Raw genomic sequence first — 15,107 nt, 5'->3', positions numbered from 1 at the left:
TCCACCGATCCGGGCTTTTTGCATCGTGACGCGGCGGGCTTAGCCGGCGCTGTTGGCTTGCGAGCAGCCGGCCACCAGGGCCTTCAGCTCTTCCGGGCGGACCAGCTGGATGTGCTTGTGATCGACCCGGATCCAGCCCTGCTGCTGGAATTTCGATAGCGTGCGGCTGACGGTTTCCAGTTTCAGGCCGAGGAAGCTGCCGATCTCCTCGCGGCTCATGCGCAGGATGAAGTCGTTGGCGGCAAAGCCGCGGCTGGCCAGGCGCTGCGACAGGTTGAGCAGGAAGGCGGCGAGGCGTTCTTCCGCCTTCATATTGCCCAGCAGCAGCATCACCGACTGGTCGCGCACGATCTCGCGGCTCATCAGGCGGAAGAAGTGGTGCTGCAGGCTGGGGATGTCGCGCCCCAGGCTTTCCATGCGGCTGAACGGCAGCTCGCACACCTCGCTGTCCTCCAGCGCGATGGCGTCGCAACCGTGGGTGTTGGAGGAAATGCCGTCCAGCCCCATCAGCTCGCCGGACATGTGGAAACCGGTCACCTGTTCCCGGCCGTCCTGGCTGGAAACGCAGGTCTTGAAATAACCGGTGCGCACTGCGTATAAAGAACGGAAACCCTCACCGCTGCGGAACAGGTACTCGCCGCGCTTGAAGCGGCGGCTCTGACGGATGACGGCATCCAGCTGCGCCATCTCGTCGCGGTTCAGCCCTACCGGCAGGCACAGTTCACGCAGGCTGCAGTTGGAGCAAGTGACTTTCAGCGAATGCAGGGGAGAGGACAGATCGTTCATACCGAGAGTCGATTTCCAGGGACAGATGAGCTTGCTTGATGAGCGTCAATGCAGATCAAGGCGTAATTGCGCAAATTTACCAGTCCCCCACCAGATTTCCAATCAAAATATATGATGGCTGCTCATTCTGCATTTATCCCGACCCAATGTGTTTTCGACCGGACCCTGATCGAAACACTGGAAGGGTCCGGTCCGCGTTATACCTCCTATCCGACCGCCGACCGCTTTCACGCGGGTTTCGGGGTGAGTGATTATGAGCATTGCCTGGCGCAGCGTGCCATTGGGGCAAACCATCGCGGCATCTCGCTGTACGTGCACATCCCGTTCTGCAACACCATCTGCTACTACTGCGGCTGCAACAAGATCATCACCAAGGACAAGAGCCGCGCCGACGCCTACCTCGACTACCTGGAAAAGGAGATCGCGCTGGTGGCGGCAAAGCTCGGCTGTCGCGAGAAGGTGATCCAGCTGCATTTCGGCGGCGGCACGCCGACCTTCCTGTCCGATGCGCAGCTGGACCGGGTGATGGGCGTCATCAACCGCCACTTCGAGCTGCTGCCGGAAGGCGAGTTCTCCATCGAGATCGACCCGCGCAAGGTTGGCCGCGACACCGTGCTGCACCTGGGCCGTCTCGGCTTCAACCGCATGAGCGTCGGCATCCAGGACTTCGATCCGGCGGTGCAGCAGGCGGTGAACCGCATCCAGAGCGAGGAAGAAACCCGGCTGGTGATCGACGCCGCGCGCGAGGCCGGCTTCAAGTCGGTGAGCGTGGACCTGATCTACGGCCTGCCGCTGCAGACCGCGCACTCGCTGGAAAGCACCGTCAACAAGGTGATCGCGATGTCGCCGGACCGCATCGCGCTGTACAACTACGCGCACCTGCCGACCGTGTTCAAGCCGCAGCGCCGCATCAACGAGGCCGACCTGCCGTCCGGTGCCACCAAGCTCGACATCCTGCAGAACTCGGTGCAGCAGCTGAGCGACGCCGGCTACGTGTTCATCGGCATGGACCACTTCGCCAAGCCCGGTGACGAGCTGACGCGCGCGCTGGAGCAGGGTCGCCTGCAGCGCAACTTCCAGGGCTACTCCACCCACGCCGATTGCGACATGATCGGCTTCGGCGTGTCGTCGATCGGCAAGGTCGGCCCCTGCTACTCGCAGAACGAAAAGGACATCGACGCCTACTACGCGGCGCTGGACGCCGGCCACCTGCCGGTGATGCGCGGCATGACGCTGACCCAGGACGACATCCTGCGCCGCAGCGTGATCCAGGCGCTGATGTGCCGCTTCTCGCTGTCGGTGGAGGCGATCGAGCAGACCTTCGCCATCAATTTCGCCGACTACTTCGCCGACGAGCTGCCGAAGATCCGCGAATTCCAGCAGATGGGCCTGCTGCACTTCGACGGCGATTTCCTGATGGTGGAGCCGAAGGGCCGCTTCCTGATCCGCAATATCGCGATGGCGTTCGACCGCCACCTGCGCGAACGCGAAACGCACGCGCGCTATTCGAAAACCATCTGACGCGCGCCGCTCGGGCTGCGTGATGGCAATACACCAGGTTGGCCGCAGCGATGCGGCCAACCTTTCTTTTCAGATAAACGGCTGCACCGACGCTGTTCCGCTTTGACGCTCACCGGGGCGGGTGGGGGCGAGGCGGCGCGCTGGGTTTGTCCCCCGAGGCGTTGGCGGGGCGTTAATCAAGGGGGGCTTTGTGCTGTCTGGTTGGCGGTCACGAAGGTCAACGTTCCAATGCCCGATGCCGAGAACGAGAGTAGTGCCTTGCTGCCAAGCGGTATCTGCCAGGCATCGGGAGGCATAGGCGTTACCGGGTAACCTACCGGCACGATCATGTCGAGGCGAAACAGTTCGTATGCGTCTGCCTCCAGCAGCACGTTGCTATTGGGCGCCACAGTGACGCTGCAGCCCCAGTATATTTCTTCCATTCCCATACCCAGGCCAACACGGACGCTGTATTTTCTACTGTCATAGGGCGGTATTCGCCAACCATTCTCGTCATGTTCCAGGGTGATTTCATTATTAAGCCGCATCGAGAATTGGTCAGAATTGGAACTGAATGGATAGGCAAGCTGATTTGGACTGATTTCCCCGGTGACCAGTACGGAGGCAACCCAGGATAGAGGTAATTGATTGCTGAGCTCGATAATTACCTTGCTGTGTACTGACTGAATTCCTGCCAGAATATAATTGGCCTCTGGATAGGCCTTGGTATAAAACGTTAAACCGAGTTTTATATCAAGATCACTGACGGAATTAATCGTGATGCTTGTATCCGGCGTCGATGCCAGTAATGCCTCCGCTCTTTTTATGGAAGGAAATGCGACCGTATCGTCTGCGGATTTCATGCCGGATATTGCTTTCAATGACAGGGCACAAACGTTTAATCGGTAAACGCTTGTGCCCCGACTCAAGTAATGGGCAGATTACTTGTGGAATTCCAGTGGCGCGCCGGGCTTGAACAAGTCCTGTACGGCCTTGGCAGAACGATCACCGGAGTAATCGAATTCGCACTGGAAGGATCCCTGCTGCGTCGAGCCCTTGATGTTGAAGCGCACACCGCTAAGCAGGAAGAAGGTGAAGCCGGCCATCAGTGCGCTGCCCACCGACAAGCGCCCCTTGAGGAAGGTATAGGCCATGTCGGATTGCACCATGCCATCGACGGCATTGTCCTGCCACACCACGCTGGACACGGTATCGAGGAAGGTCGGGTCGCCTTCCAGCTGCGGTTGCTGCAGTGGGGCGGATTGCGTGAGGGCAAGCAGGTTTTCGTGTGCCTTGCAGAGCGACTGGTGGCTGCTGACCAGGGCGTGCACCACGTCGTCGGCCACGTTGACGACGGGTTTGCCGGGGGTGACGGTCCAGTCGCCGGTTTCGGTCAGCGTCACGGTGCAGTTGAACTGGCTGAATTTGTCCAGGCTGATCTCGGCCGCCTTGGTCGACACGTCGGTCCATTGCGCCAGGGTGTTGTAGTCGAAGTCGCCGGTGCTCACGTAGAACGAGAATTTGGGCTGGATGTGGCGGGTAACACCAGGGTCCGGGGACCAGGTCATGCCGATATAGCCGGCAGCGGTCTGGATGCCGAAACTCTGGTTGGCAAACCAGCCATGATCTTCGTTGCCGGGTTTATTGAAATTGTTGGTGACGATGTCGATGAGGCCGCTGGAGCCGGCACCGACTTCCTTGAGCTGGGGCCCTTGGCGCGGCGGGCAAGTAACATAGTCCGCCTCGTACTGCTTGCCCAGGGTGGCAAGCATGGGGACGTTGGAGGTAATGGCCACGTCGAGGCCAACGGCCTCGTTGCTGGCGCCTGCGGCAACCGAATATTGCACCGGTACCGTGAAAAGGTTGTAACCCTGGGCATTGTTGATAATGCTCAGGCATGCGCTGGAGTTCGCGAAAACGCCGGGATCGGCTTTCATTTGCTCGGGCGGCTGCAGGAACAGCCAGAAATTACGGGTGCTGCCCGATTTGTTGACCAGGTAGATATTGTACTTTTCAGCCATTTCCAATTCTCCAATCAGTTAGATGTAATGTCGCTGACAAGTCAGCCAAGTCACTATAACCATTGCATAAAAAGAAAATGGCTCTGTTGCCGGTCAAGTTGGTATCAATTGGGCATCAGAATGATGCGTGAAAATACTGTAAAAATTTAGAGAATGATAGTCTGGTGTTTGCCGAATAGATCATTCGGAGAATAATAGATTGACCTCGACCCCCAGTGCCTGTGCCAGGTTTTTTGCCGTTCGGTAACGTACCGGCGTGCCCAGTTCGGCCCTTTTGATCGAGGCGGTTGAAACAGGGCAGCGATTGATTCGGGCGTGCTCAGCCAGATCATCCTGGCTAAAACACTTGTCGCGTCTTAACTTCTTGAGCTTGGCAGGATCAAGCATGACTCGTCCATCGGCTACGGTTTGTTCAGACATTTTCCTTGGCCCTCAACATGGCAGCAGAAATCATACAATAGTCATTTTCTGGCCTCTATCAGCAAAACTACCTACGGGTCGCCACCTGCCTTCCCTGTCTCATGCGACGTCGGCTACTGCGCGTGGCTGCCGGCGAGGACCCGCGTCCGGGGTGGGTGGCGGGGCAATGGCAGATCTGGTCGTGCTGGCGTCGTCATCGTGCGCCGCCGCCGGGCGCAAAAAAGCCCGCCAGTGGCGGGCTTGTTCAGGACAGGGTTGGCCGCAAGGCTTACCACACGTCCTTATGGATCTTGGCTTCGATTTCCGGGTACTTCTTCACGTCGAACACCGGCTGTTTCACGCCGGCCTTCAGCTGTTGCTGGTAGTCCTTCAGCAGCACGAACACGTACTTGGACAGCATCACGATGGCGAACAGGTTGATCAGCGCCATCACGCCCATCGCCAGGTCGGCCATGTCCCAGACCAGCATCGAGCTGCCCAGGCAGCCGAAGACCACCATGCCCAGCACGGTCAGACGGAACAGGAAGATCACCACCTTGTTGTTCTTGATGAACTCGACGTTGCCCTCGGCGTAAGCGTAGTTGCCGATGATGGTGCTGAAGCAGAACAGGAACATGATCACCGCCAGCAGGGTGCCGCCCCAGCTGCCCAGCGTGGCGCTCATCGCCGCCTGGGTCAGTTGCACGCCCTTCAGCTCGGCGCCGGGCACGAAGGCGCCGGACAGCAGCACGATCAGCGCGGTGCAGGTGCACACGATCATGGTGTCGATGAACACGCCGAACATCTGGATCAGGCCCTGCGATGCCGGGTGACGGGTGGTGGCGGCGGCGGCGGCGTTCGGCGCCGAGCCCATGCCGGCCTCGTTGGAGAACAGGCCGCGCTTGATACCCAGCATCATCGCCTGGCTCAGCGCGTAGCCGGCAAAGCCGCCGGCGGCCTGTTCCAGACCGAAGGCGCTCTTCACGATCAGCACCAGCACGCCCGGTACTTCACTGGCGTGGGTGATGATCACGTACACGGTCATGCCCAGATACAGCGCGGCCATCAGCGGCACCATCCATTCCGCCACCTGGCCGACCTTGCGCAGGCCGCCGAAGATGATCGGCGCGGTCAGCAGCACCAGGCCGATGGCGACCAGGTTCTTGTTCCAGCCCAGCGCGCCTTCGGTGGCGGCGACGATGGAGTTGGCCTGCACCGCGTTGAACACCAGGCCGAAGGCGACGATCAGCGAGATCGAGAACGCCATGCCCAGCCAGCGCATGTTCAGGCCCTTCTGGATGTAGTAGGCCGGACCGCCGCGGAAGGTGTTGTCGTGGTGGCTGACCTTGAACAGCTGCGCCAGCGAGGATTCGGCGAAGGCGCTGGCCATGCCCAGCAGTGCGGTCATCCACATCCAGAACACGGCGCCGGGGCCGCCCAGCGCGATGGCGGTGGCGACACCGGCGACGTTGCCGGTGCCGACGCGGCTGGCGAGGCCGGTGGCGAAGGCCTGGAACGAGGAGATGTCGTTACTGCCGGCGACGTGGTTGCGGCCGCCCAGCATCTCCTTCACGCCGCGCGGCAGCAGGCGGATCTGCATGAAGCCCATGCGCAGGGTGAAGAACAGGCCGATGCCCAGTAACAGATAGATCAGCAACTGACCCCAGATCAGGTCGTTGCCGGCATTGATCCAGCCATGAAGTAATTCCATACGTGCTCCTAGTACATGTCGAGCGCAACGCGGCCGGCCGCGCTTGTGGCGGTGCCGGCGACATCAACGGGCTCTGGGTGTTGTTTGGACAATCGCCGCTCAGGCGGTCTTGTTGTGCCGGTTTTACAGCGCCGATTGGTGCTGAAGGGGCGGCATGATAGCGTAAATTGCAACGGGGGTGTGTTCGTTTGTGGTGATTCTTGGCGGGAAAAACCCTGTTTGCCGGCGGGTTTCCGGTTGTTTCGATTCGATTTGATTGAAAATGAACCGAAACGAACGGCGGCCACGCGGCCGCCGCGGGGGCGTCAGGGGCCGACGTAGCGCAGCAGCAGGTGGCGCAGGCGCGGCGCCCCGATCAGCACCAGCGGGAAGGCGCAGCTCCACGCCAGCAGCCAGGCGCGCAGCCAGCGGCCGACGAAGCCGGCGTCGATGCCGGTGTTGACCGCGGTGAGGATGGCCGACATCAGGAAGGCCATGTAGCAGGACATCAGCAGGGCGAACAGCAGGGTGTGCTTGCGGGAGGGGATGGACATGGGGGGCTCGCTACGGTGGTGGGGAGCACATTTTATAGAACGTAAAGCAGATTGACCAATGTGTGGCGGCTCAAGGGCCGCCGCCCGCGCTCAGGCCTGTGCGCGCGGCGACATGCGGTGCAGGATGGCGATCGCCTGGCTGGTCGGCGTGCGCACCGCATCGGCCAGCGTGTAGCGGTCCAGCGCGCTGAAAAAGGCCTGCAGCGCCTCGTCCAGCATGCCCTTCAGCTGGCAGCTGCCGCGCAGCTGGCACGGCGGCTCGGCGCAGTCGATCAGCTCGGTGACGCCTTCCAGCTGGCGGATCACCTGTCCCAGCGGGTAAAGGTTGGCCGCACGCGCCAGCGCGAGGCCCCCGCCCTTGCCGCGGGTGGTGACCAGCCAGCCCTGCTGCGACATGAAGTGCACCACCTTGACCAGATGGTTGCGCGACACGGCAAAGCGCTCGGCGATCTCGCCGATGGTGACCGGCGCCACGCGCGGCTCGTCGGTGAGGTACATCAGGACGCGCAGGCCAAGATCGGTGAAGTGGGTCAGTTGCATGCAGGGTATCCGGGTAAAAGCGGGCCGCCGTTGCGGCCCGCTCTGCGCGATTATAGCGCGGTGCCACCGGTGCCGAAGGCTTCGGCGTGAAGGCGCGCGGCGTCGACGCCCAGCGCCAGCAGCGCTTGCTGCTGCGCCTGCAAGAACGGCAGCGGGCCGCACAGGTAGTAGTCGGCGTCGGCGACGATCGACTCCGCCGTCAGCGTGATGCGGCCGGCGTGGTGGTAGTGCACGCCCGGCTGGTCCTCGGCGCGCGGCGCTTCATAGTAGATGCGGCTGTCCAGCTGCGGGTACTCGGCCGCCAGATTGGCGACGTGCTGGCGGAAGGCGTGCACGCTGCCGTCGCGGCAGGCGTGCAGGAAGCGGATCCGGCGCGGGCTGTCCTCGCGCAGCAGCTGCTCCAGCATCGCCAGCAGCGGCGTGATGCCGACGCCGCCGCTGATCAGCACCACCGGCGTGCTGCGTTCCTGGTGCAGGAAGAAGTCGCCCATTGGCGGCGCCAGGTCCAGCAGCACGCCGGCTTCGATCGAGTCGTGCAGCACGTTGGACACCATCCCCGCCGGACGGCTGTCGTCGCCGGCCTCGCGCTTCACCGAGATGCGCAGCGCCGTGCCGCCGGGCGCGGCCGACAGGCTGTACTGCCGCGGCTGCATCATGCCCAGTTCCGGCACCGCCAGCCGCACGGACACGTACTGCCCCGGCAGGTAGTCCGGCAGCGCGCCGCCGTCGGCCGGCTGCAGATAGAAGGAGGTGATCTCCGCGCTCTCCGCCACCTTGCGGCCAACCTTGAACGCGCGCCAGCCGCTCCAGCCGCCGCGCCGGGTGGCCGCCTGCTGGTACAGCTTGCTTTCCTCGGCGATCAGGATGTCGGCCAGCTGGCCGTAGGCGGCGGCCCAGGCGGCGATCAGCTCGTCGCTGGCCGCGTCGCCCAGCACCTCGCGGATCGAGGCCAGCAGGTGGCCGCCGACGATAGGGTAGTGCTCGGCGCGGATGCCGAGGCTGGCGTGCTTGTTGGCCACCAGCGTCAGCACCGGCGCCAGCACCGACGGATCGTCGATGTGCTCGGCGTAGGCGGCCACCGCCATCGCCAGCGCCTGTTGCTGGCTGCCGGCCTGCTGGTGGCCCTGGTTGAAGATCTGCTTCAGCTCCGGATTGTGCTGGAACATGCGCGCGTAGAAATGGCGGGTGAGGGTGACGCCGTGTTGTTTCAGGACGGGGGCGGTGGCCTTGACCAGTTGACGGGTGTGCTGATCCAGCATCGTGCTTTCCTTTTGTTGTGTAGAAAATACATGTTTATGCGCGCAAGCGGCGAGACGCGGCCAAGGTTCGGACCGGTGGTGGGCGGTGGCGAACGCGGCGGGACAGGCTGGTTTAAAACATGTACAAATAATACATGTTTAATCTTGTCGTGTCAGCCCCGGAGTCCGTCATGTCGCACACCATCGAAACCACCGCTCGCTGCGCCGCCGTCATCGCCCTGTTGCTGTTCGGCACCTGCCTGTATCTGGCCTACCAGGAAAGCGTGCCGCTGGCGCTGGGCTGGGTCGTCGCTTCCCACCTGCTGCTGACGCTGTCGGCCGGGGTGTTCAAGCTGTCGGTGGTGGTGGTGATGGCCTGCCGTCACGGCCGCCGCCATGCAATGTGATTTTTCACACTTTGCCGCATTTAAGCCGCGGTGCATCGCTGCCGTCTTGTACTGGTGATGGCGCAACAAGCGCTGTTCCACACTTCCTCAATACGGAGCGATAGATCATGCTGAGCCTGCACACCAACGCCGCATCCCTGTACACCAAAAGCAACCTGGCCACCAGCCAGAACTCGCTGACGACCTCGATGACCCGTCTGGGTACCGGTTACCGTATCAACTCGGCGATGGACGATGCCGCCGGCCTGCAGATCGCGACCCGTCTGGACGCGCAAAGCCGTGGTATGACCGTGGCGATGAAGAACACCCAGAATGGCATCAGCATGCTGCAGACCGCCGACGGCGCGCTGTCCGAAGTGTCCAACATCATGCTGCGCATGAAGGACCTGGCCACCGAAGCCGCCAACGGCACCGCGACCGCTGCCGACAAGACCGCGCTGGAAACCGAGTTCAATCAGTTGGGTAATGAAATTACCAACATCATGAGCAACACCAAGTTCGGCGGCGAAGCGCTGCTGACCGGCGGCAAGATGGCCGCTGCCGTAACCTTCCAGATCGGTTCCGATGCTGCCGAAACTTACGCGTTTGACGCCAGCGCCGGCATGACCACTTTGGCCGCGTCCATTACCGCCCTGAAGGCTGGCGACCTTGACGCTGCTGCCAATGCCGCGATCACCCTGGCAGGGACCGCGCTGAACGACCTGGGTACCGTGCGTTCCGCCATCGGTGCCGGCGCCAACCGCCTGAACCACGTGCACAACAACCTGGCCAACGTCAACAACAACACCCAGATCGCCAAGTCGCGCATCATGGACACCGACTACGCCAACGAAACCGCCAACATGACTTCGCGTCAGATGCTGATGCAGGCCGGCACCTCGATGCTGAAGCAGTCCGGTTCCATCGGTCAGCTGGCGATGTCGCTGATGCAGTAAACGCCGTACCCGTTGTACCTTTAATCAGTCTGCAGCCGCCGCGAGGCGGCTGTTGTCATATTGGCGGAGGGCAGGATGGCGGAAGCGATACGGTCGGTCGGGGCGCCCAGTGCGGTCAGCGCCTCCGCTCCGGTACAGCCGGGGGCAACGGGCACGTCGCAGCAGCGGCTGCAAGCGGGCAACATCCTCGACCTGCGCGTGGCGGCGCTCATGGCCGACGGCAGCGTGCAGCTGGAAGGCGACGCGCTGCACTGGCTGCTGCGGCAATGGCCGGCGAGCCTGCCGCCGCCGGTGGTGGGCAGCGTGCTGCCGTTCCGGGTGCTGGCCGCCGGACCGCCGCCGCAGCTGACCCCGCTGCTGCCGTCCGCCGCGCCGCCGCAGGCGCCAGTGGCGGACGATGCGCCACCGTTGGCGGCGACGCTGCCGGCGCCGGCGTTCCGCCAGGCGGCCTTGCCGCCGGCGCAGCTGGCCAGCGCCTGGCGCGAGGCGCTGGTGGGCACCTTGGCCGCGGCGGCGGCGCAGTTTCACCGCGAGGCCGGCAGCCATCTGCCCGGCGCGCTGCTCGGCGCCTTGCCCGATCTCGCCTTGGCGTCGCTGCGCGGCCAGGCGCCGTTGCCGCTGCCGCTCTGGCTGCCGATGTGGCTGTGGGGCGGGCCGCCGCTGGGCTGGCAGGTGGAGGACCAGCCGGAGGCGGAGGATGCCGCCGCGCCACCGGCGGCGCTGGACCTGCTGCTGGAGTGCGAACTGCCGCAGGGGCGGCTACGGCTACGGCTGCGGCTGGGTGGCGCGGGGCTGCTGCTGTGTTTTCACGGCGAGGACGCGCTGTGCGACTGGCTGCAGACGCAGCGCGGCAGCCTGCTGGCGGTGCTGCACGGTGCCGGTTTCGAGATCAATGCCTGCCACATCGGCCGCCTGCCGGCGCTGTCCGGCCTGGCGCTGGGGCGGCACGGCGTCAGCCTGTTCGAGGCGTCGCGGCTGCCGGCGTCGCTGTTTGTCGCCGCGGCGCTGATTCTGGAAATCCTGCTGCCGGCTAGCCCAGCGTCCCCACCAGGCTGACCTCGCGGTTTTCCGGCACTTCGTTGTAGGACAGGATGTGCAGGCCGGGCGCGAACAGGCGGCCGTAGCGCGCCAGCAGCGGGCGCAGCTGCGGCATCACCAGCAACAGCGGCGGCGTGGCCATCTGCTTCATCTGGTCGCGGATGATGGGCATGTTCTGCTGCAGCTGCTGCAGCACGTTGGGGTCGATCGGGAAGCTGTCCAGCGCCGCCTTGCCGCTCTGCTGCGCCTGGCCCAGCGCGCCCAGCAGCAGGTTTTCCAGGTCGGCGCCGAGGTTGAACGCCTTCATCTCGCCGCGCGGGCCGAGGATGGCCTGCACGATCTGCCGCTTCAGCGCGGCGCGCACCTCCGCCGCCAGCATGATCGGCTCCTTGCTGTTGTCGGCGGCTTCCACCAGCGTGGTGGCGATCGCCTCCACCGGCTTCAGCGACACGCCGTCGGCCAGCAGCGCGCGGTACACCTTCAGCTGCTGGTTGGCGGTCAGCGCCTGCGACAGCGCCTGCGCCAGCTTGGGCGCCTGTGCGGCCAACCTTTCGCCCAGCGCGGCGACGTCGTCGTGGCGGAACAGCTCGGCCAGGTGGTCGCGCATTACCTTGTTGAGGTGGGTGGCGATCACGCTGGCGCAATCGACCACCTGGTAGCCCAGCCCCAGCGCGCGCGCCTTGTCCTGCATCTCGATCCAGGTCACCGGCATCGCGAATGCCGGGTCGACGCCGGGGATGCCGTCCAGCGTGCCGTACACCTGCGGCGACGGGATCGCCATCAGCCGGTCGGCGTGCACCTCGGCCTCGGCGATGGTGCTGCCGGCGAGCAGGATCGCGTACTGCGCCGGCTTCAGCTTCAGGTCGTCGCGCACCGCCACCGCCGGCAGCAGCAGGCCCATGCTCTCGCTCAGCGTCTGGCGCACGCCTTTCAGGCGCTTGCTCAGCGGCGCGCCCTGCGCCTTGTCGATCAGCGTCACCAGCTTGTAGCCCAGCGACAGCGTCAGCGTCTCGCTGTAGGGCAGGCTGTGCCAGTCCAGCTCCGGCTCGCCGTCGCCCTGCAGCGCCTGCTGCAGCGCGCCGTGGTCCAGCGGTGCGCCGGGTTTGGCCGGCGCCTGCTGCAGCCGCCAGCCGACAAAGGCCAGCACCGCGGCAAAGCCGATGAAGGTCGGCCACGGCATGCCGGGGATGACGGCGAGCACGAACATCATGCCGGCGGCGGAGTACAGCACTACCGGCGAGGCCAGCATCTGGCTGCTGACCTGCTCCTGCATGTCGCCGGAGTCGCTGACGCGGGTGACGATGATGGCGGCGGCGGAGGACAGCAGCAGCGCCGGGATCTGCGCCACCAGGCCGTCGCCGATGGTCATCAGCGCGTACTGGCGGAAGGCGTCGCCCAGCGCCATGTCGTGCATCAGCGCGCCGATGGCGACGCCGCCGATCAGGTTGATCAGCAGGATCAGGATGCCGGCGATGGCGTCGCCGCGCACGAACTTGGAGGCGCCGTCCATCGCGCCGTAGAAGTCGGCCTCGTTGGCGATGTCGCGGCGGCGCTGCTGCGCCGCCTCCTGAGTGATCACCCCGGCGTTGAGGTCGGCGTCGATCGCCATCTGCTTGCCCGGCAGCGCGTCCAGCGTGAAGCGCGCCGACACCTCGGAGATGCGCTCGGCGCCCTTGGTCACCACCATGAAGTTGATGATCATCAGGATCACGAACACCACCAGCCCGACCACGAAGTTGCCGCCGATCACCACGTGGCCGAAGGCCTCGATCACGCGGCCGGCGGCGTCGGTGCCCTGGTGGCCGTCGAGCAGCACCACCCGCGTCGACGCCACGTTCAGCGTCAGCCGCAGCAGCGTGGTGCCGAGGATGATGGTGGGGAAGACGGAGAAGTCCAGCGGCCGCCGCGCCGACACGCTGACCAGGATGATGATGATGGCCAGCACGATATTGAAGGTGAACAGCAGGTCCAGCACCAGCGGCGGCAGCGGCAGGATCACCATCGCCAGGATGGCGAGCAGATACAGCGGGGTGGCGACCTTGTGGCGCGCCATGAGGGCAAGCAGGCGGTTGAGGGCGGTCATGTTGTCGTCTTCGGATTGGCGAGATGGTCTGGCACCGGCAAATCATCCGGCAAGGTTGGCCGCACGCGGCGCTGGCCGCTGCGGAAGGCTTTCAGTTGCAGCACGTAGGTCAGCACCTGCGCCACGGCGCGGTACAGCGGCGCCGGGATCTGCTGGTTGACCTGGGTGGTGTGGTACACCGCCCGCGCCAAGGGCGGGATGGTGAGCACGGCAATATCGTGTTCGGCGGCGATGCGGCCGATGCACAGCGCCATCTCGTCGACGCCCTTGGCGATAATGAACGGCGCCTCGGCGCGGTCCTCGTCGTACTTCAGCGCCACCGCGTAGTGGGTGGGGTTGACGATGATCACGTCGGCACCGGGCACCGACTTGCGCAGCCCGCGCTGCGCCAGCTGCTGCTGCACCTGGCGGATGCGCTGCTTGATCTGCGGGCTGCCCTCGGTCTTCTTGTATTCGTCCTTCAGGTCCTGCTTGCTCATGCGCTGCTCACGCTGGAACAGCAGCCACTGCAGCGGCAGGTCGATCAGCGCGAACAGCACGAATACCGCCGCCAGCGCCAGCAGCGCCTGCAGCAGGCGTGCGCCGGCGGCGGCCAGCGCCTCGTCCAGCGGCAGGTCCTGCAGCGCGAAGAAGTCCTGCATCGCGGCGCGCGCCACGGCGTACAGCACGCCGCCGAGCAGCAGCGCCTTGAGGATGGACTTGCCGACCTCGCTGGCGTGCTTGGCCGACACCACCCGTTCCAGGTGGCTCAGCGGGTTGAGCCGCTTCAGCTGCGGGAAGAAGTGCTGGCCGACGAAGATCCAGCCGCCGGGCAGAAGCGAGAACACCACCACCAGCAGCGGGATCACCAAGAGCGGCAGCAGCATCTTCACCAAGAGCGTCAGGCTGCCAGCGAACAGCATCGACCACACGTTCTCCAGCGTGCCGCGGCCGCCGAGCGAGGCGAAGGCCAGCGCGAACAGGCGGCGGAAATCGGCCAGCCAGTCCGGCATCTGCCAGAAGCTGAGCCACACCGCCACCACGATGCCGACCGCGGTGGCGACATCCTTCGAGCGCGGCACCTGGCCCTGCTTGCGCGCCTCGCGCAGCTTGTGCGGCGAGGCCTTTTCCGTCTTGTCGCCGTTGTGCGCCTCAGCCACCGCGCGCTCCCAGCATGCCCTGCAGCAGGTTGAGCATCTGGCCGCTGAGGCGCAGGTAGTGCTGCGGCAGGTAGTGCAGCACCAGCCCCAGCGTCAGCAGCCCGAACAGCGTCACCACCGGAAAACCGAGCGAGAACAGGTTCAGCGCCGGCGCCACGCGGTTGATCAGGCCGAAGCCGACCTGCACCACGAAGGTGGCGAACACCGCCGGCAGCGCCAGCAGGATGGCGGCGGAAAACACCCAGCCCAGGCTTGCGGCCAACCTTGCCAGCGACTGCGGCAGCAGGCCGCTGCCGACCGGCCACACCTTGAAGCTGTCGAACACCACCTGGGTCAGCACCAGGTGGCCGTCCATGGCGAAGAACAGCAGCGCCGCCAGCAGGTACAACAGGTTGGAGATCACGTCGGACGAGCTGCCGTTGCCGGGGTCGTTCATCACCGCCATCGACAGCCCCATCTGCGACGATACCAGGAAGCCCAAGAGCGACAGGATGGTCATCACCAGCTGGAAGGCGAGGCCGAACAGCAGGCCGAGGACGGCCTGTTCGATGGCGGTGACCACGCCGTGTAATGAAAACGGGTCGATGGGCGGCAGGCCGCGCATCGCCGGCAGTGTCGCCACCGCCAGCGCCAGCGCGAGGCCCAGGCGGGCGCGTACCGGCACCACGCTTTCGCCGAGGAAGGGCGCGATGCTGATCGCTGCGGCGTAGCGGCAGAACGGCCACCACAGCGCCGGCAGCAGCACCAGCAGTTCGGCGAGTACGGCGTTCATGTCGC

At 64.6% G+C, this 15,107-nt stretch carries 15 protein-coding genes; 4 read left to right on the top strand and 11 right to left on the bottom strand.

Going from position 1 to position 15,107, the window contains the following annotated elements:
• Positions 1 to 39: 39 nt before the first annotated feature.
• The gene (fnr, locus tag IE100_RS04235; RefSeq protein WP_189372885.1) at positions 40 to 786 is read right to left on the bottom strand and encodes a fumarate/nitrate reduction transcriptional regulator Fnr; all 747 of its coding nucleotides are present in this window, start codon (positions 784 to 786) and stop codon (positions 40 to 42) included.
• A 111-nt stretch (positions 787 to 897) separates the two neighbouring features.
• Between fnr and hemN the strand changes: the two genes are divergently transcribed.
• Positions 898 to 2,307 carry an oxygen-independent coproporphyrinogen III oxidase gene (gene hemN, locus IE100_RS04230; protein ID WP_189372884.1) on the top strand — a complete coding sequence of 470 codons (1,410 nt, stop codon included), beginning with the start codon at positions 898 to 900 and terminating at the stop codon, positions 2,305 to 2,307.
• Positions 2,308 to 2,483: 176 nt separating this feature from the next.
• On the opposite strand, the gene IE100_RS04225 is transcribed toward hemN, so the two are convergent.
• The 7 genes from IE100_RS04225 to hmpA form a co-directional block, all read right to left on the bottom strand.
• Positions 2,484 to 3,149 (bottom strand): hypothetical protein, encoded by a 666-nt coding sequence (locus IE100_RS04225; protein WP_189372883.1) that lies wholly within the window; start codon positions 3,147 to 3,149, stop codon positions 2,484 to 2,486.
• Positions 3,150 to 3,227: 78 nt separating this feature from the next.
• Positions 3,228 to 4,307: a hypothetical protein gene (locus tag IE100_RS04220; RefSeq protein ID WP_189372882.1), complete on the bottom strand. Its 1,080-nt coding sequence runs from the start codon at positions 4,305 to 4,307 to the stop codon at positions 3,228 to 3,230.
• Positions 4,308 to 4,487: 180 nt separating this feature from the next.
• Positions 4,488 to 4,694: a helix-turn-helix domain-containing protein gene (locus tag IE100_RS04215; RefSeq protein WP_120810653.1), complete on the bottom strand. Its 207-nt coding sequence runs from the start codon at positions 4,692 to 4,694 to the stop codon at positions 4,488 to 4,490.
• A 301-nt stretch (positions 4,695 to 4,995) separates the two neighbouring features.
• Positions 4,996 to 6,417 carry an alanine/glycine:cation symporter family protein gene (locus IE100_RS04210; RefSeq protein WP_189372881.1) on the bottom strand — a complete coding sequence of 474 codons (1,422 nt, stop codon included), beginning with the start codon at positions 6,415 to 6,417 and terminating at the stop codon, positions 4,996 to 4,998.
• A gap of 305 nt (positions 6,418 to 6,722) precedes the next feature.
• The gene (locus IE100_RS04205) at positions 6,723 to 6,950 is read right to left on the bottom strand and encodes a DUF2798 domain-containing protein (RefSeq protein ID WP_229800217.1); all 228 of its coding nucleotides are present in this window, start codon (positions 6,948 to 6,950) and stop codon (positions 6,723 to 6,725) included.
• Between the two features lie 90 nt (positions 6,951 to 7,040).
• Complete coding sequence (locus tag IE100_RS04200; RefSeq protein WP_189372880.1) at positions 7,041 to 7,490, bottom strand: RrF2 family transcriptional regulator; 450 nt, start codon at positions 7,488 to 7,490, stop codon at positions 7,041 to 7,043.
• 50 nt (positions 7,491 to 7,540) lie between these two features.
• Entirely contained in the window at positions 7,541 to 8,878 is a 1,338-nt protein-coding gene (gene hmpA / locus IE100_RS04195; RefSeq protein WP_268245208.1) for an NO-inducible flavohemoprotein, read from the bottom strand.
• A gap of 41 nt (positions 8,879 to 8,919) precedes the next feature.
• Here hmpA and IE100_RS04190 point away from each other — a divergent pair, with 41 nt between their 5' ends.
• The 3 genes from IE100_RS04190 (at position 8,920) to IE100_RS04180 (ending at position 11,126) form a co-directional block, all read left to right on the top strand.
• On the top strand, positions 8,920 to 9,135 hold the full coding sequence (locus tag IE100_RS04190; RefSeq protein ID WP_189372878.1) for a hypothetical protein: 216 nt from the start codon (positions 8,920 to 8,922) through the stop codon (positions 9,133 to 9,135).
• 107 nt (positions 9,136 to 9,242) lie between these two features.
• Positions 9,243 to 10,070, top strand: coding sequence for a flagellin N-terminal helical domain-containing protein (locus IE100_RS04185; RefSeq protein ID WP_189372877.1), 828 nt, complete (start codon positions 9,243 to 9,245; stop codon positions 10,068 to 10,070).
• 75 nt (positions 10,071 to 10,145) lie between these two features.
• Positions 10,146 to 11,126 (top strand): hypothetical protein, encoded by a 981-nt coding sequence (locus IE100_RS04180; RefSeq protein ID WP_189372876.1) that lies wholly within the window; start codon positions 10,146 to 10,148, stop codon positions 11,124 to 11,126.
• On the opposite strand, the gene IE100_RS04175 is transcribed toward IE100_RS04180, so the two are convergent.
• Genes IE100_RS04175 through fliR form a run of 3 tightly spaced genes read right to left on the bottom strand, consistent with a single transcriptional unit; the run spans position 11,101 to position 15,102 of the window.
• Entirely contained in the window at positions 11,101 to 13,191 is a 2,091-nt protein-coding gene (locus tag IE100_RS04175) for a flagellar biosynthesis protein FlhA (protein WP_189372875.1), read from the bottom strand. The two genes, IE100_RS04180 and IE100_RS04175, sit on opposite strands and share 26 nt — an antisense overlap.
• Positions 13,188 to 14,330 carry a flagellar type III secretion system protein FlhB gene (flhB, locus tag IE100_RS04170; RefSeq protein ID WP_189372874.1) on the bottom strand — a complete coding sequence of 381 codons (1,143 nt, stop codon included), beginning with the start codon at positions 14,328 to 14,330 and terminating at the stop codon, positions 13,188 to 13,190. The genes IE100_RS04175 and flhB overlap by 4 nt, the downstream gene beginning before the upstream one ends.
• Entirely contained in the window at positions 14,323 to 15,102 is a 780-nt protein-coding gene (fliR, locus tag IE100_RS04165; RefSeq protein ID WP_189372873.1) for a flagellar biosynthetic protein FliR, read from the bottom strand. Before fliR ends, flhB begins: the two co-directional genes overlap by 8 nt.
• Positions 15,103 to 15,107 lie beyond the last annotated feature (5 nt).

The sequence above is a fragment of the Vogesella alkaliphila genome (assembly GCF_014652475.1).
Lineage (GTDB): Bacteria > Pseudomonadota > Gammaproteobacteria > Burkholderiales > Chromobacteriaceae > Vogesella > Vogesella alkaliphila.
This window is presented reverse-complemented; position numbering and strand designations above follow the sequence as displayed.

Bases quoted from the DNA above. Each gene is read 5' to 3' on its own strand.
- IE100_RS04180 (WP_189372876.1), top strand. From the start codon at position 10,146: ATGGCGGAAGCGATACGGTCGGTCGGGGCGCCCAGTGCGGTCAGCGCC.
- IE100_RS04215 (WP_120810653.1), bottom strand. From the start codon at position 4,694: ATGCTTGATCCTGCCAAGCTCAAGAAGTTAAGACGCGACAAGTGTTTT.
- IE100_RS04205 (WP_229800217.1), bottom strand. From the start codon at position 6,950: ATGTCCATCCCCTCCCGCAAGCACACCCTGCTGTTCGCCCTGCTGATG.
- hemN (WP_189372884.1), top strand. From the start codon at position 898: ATGATGGCTGCTCATTCTGCATTTATCCCGACCCAATGTGTTTTCGAC.
- IE100_RS04210 (WP_189372881.1), bottom strand. From the start codon at position 6,417: ATGGAATTACTTCATGGCTGGATCAATGCCGGCAACGACCTGATCTGG.
- fnr (WP_189372885.1), bottom strand. From the start codon at position 786: ATGAACGATCTGTCCTCTCCCCTGCATTCGCTGAAAGTCACTTGCTCC.
- IE100_RS04190 (WP_189372878.1), top strand. From the start codon at position 8,920: ATGTCGCACACCATCGAAACCACCGCTCGCTGCGCCGCCGTCATCGCC.
- IE100_RS04185 (WP_189372877.1), top strand. From the start codon at position 9,243: ATGCTGAGCCTGCACACCAACGCCGCATCCCTGTACACCAAAAGCAAC.
- IE100_RS04220 (WP_189372882.1), bottom strand. From the start codon at position 4,307: ATGGCTGAAAAGTACAATATCTACCTGGTCAACAAATCGGGCAGCACC.
- IE100_RS04225 (WP_189372883.1), bottom strand. From the start codon at position 3,149: ATGAAATCCGCAGACGATACGGTCGCATTTCCTTCCATAAAAAGAGCG.
- IE100_RS04175 (WP_189372875.1), bottom strand. From the start codon at position 13,191: ATGACCGCCCTCAACCGCCTGCTTGCCCTCATGGCGCGCCACAAGGTC.
- fliR (WP_189372873.1), bottom strand. From the start codon at position 15,102: ATGAACGCCGTACTCGCCGAACTGCTGGTGCTGCTGCCGGCGCTGTGG.
- IE100_RS04200 (WP_189372880.1), bottom strand. From the start codon at position 7,490: ATGCAACTGACCCACTTCACCGATCTTGGCCTGCGCGTCCTGATGTAC.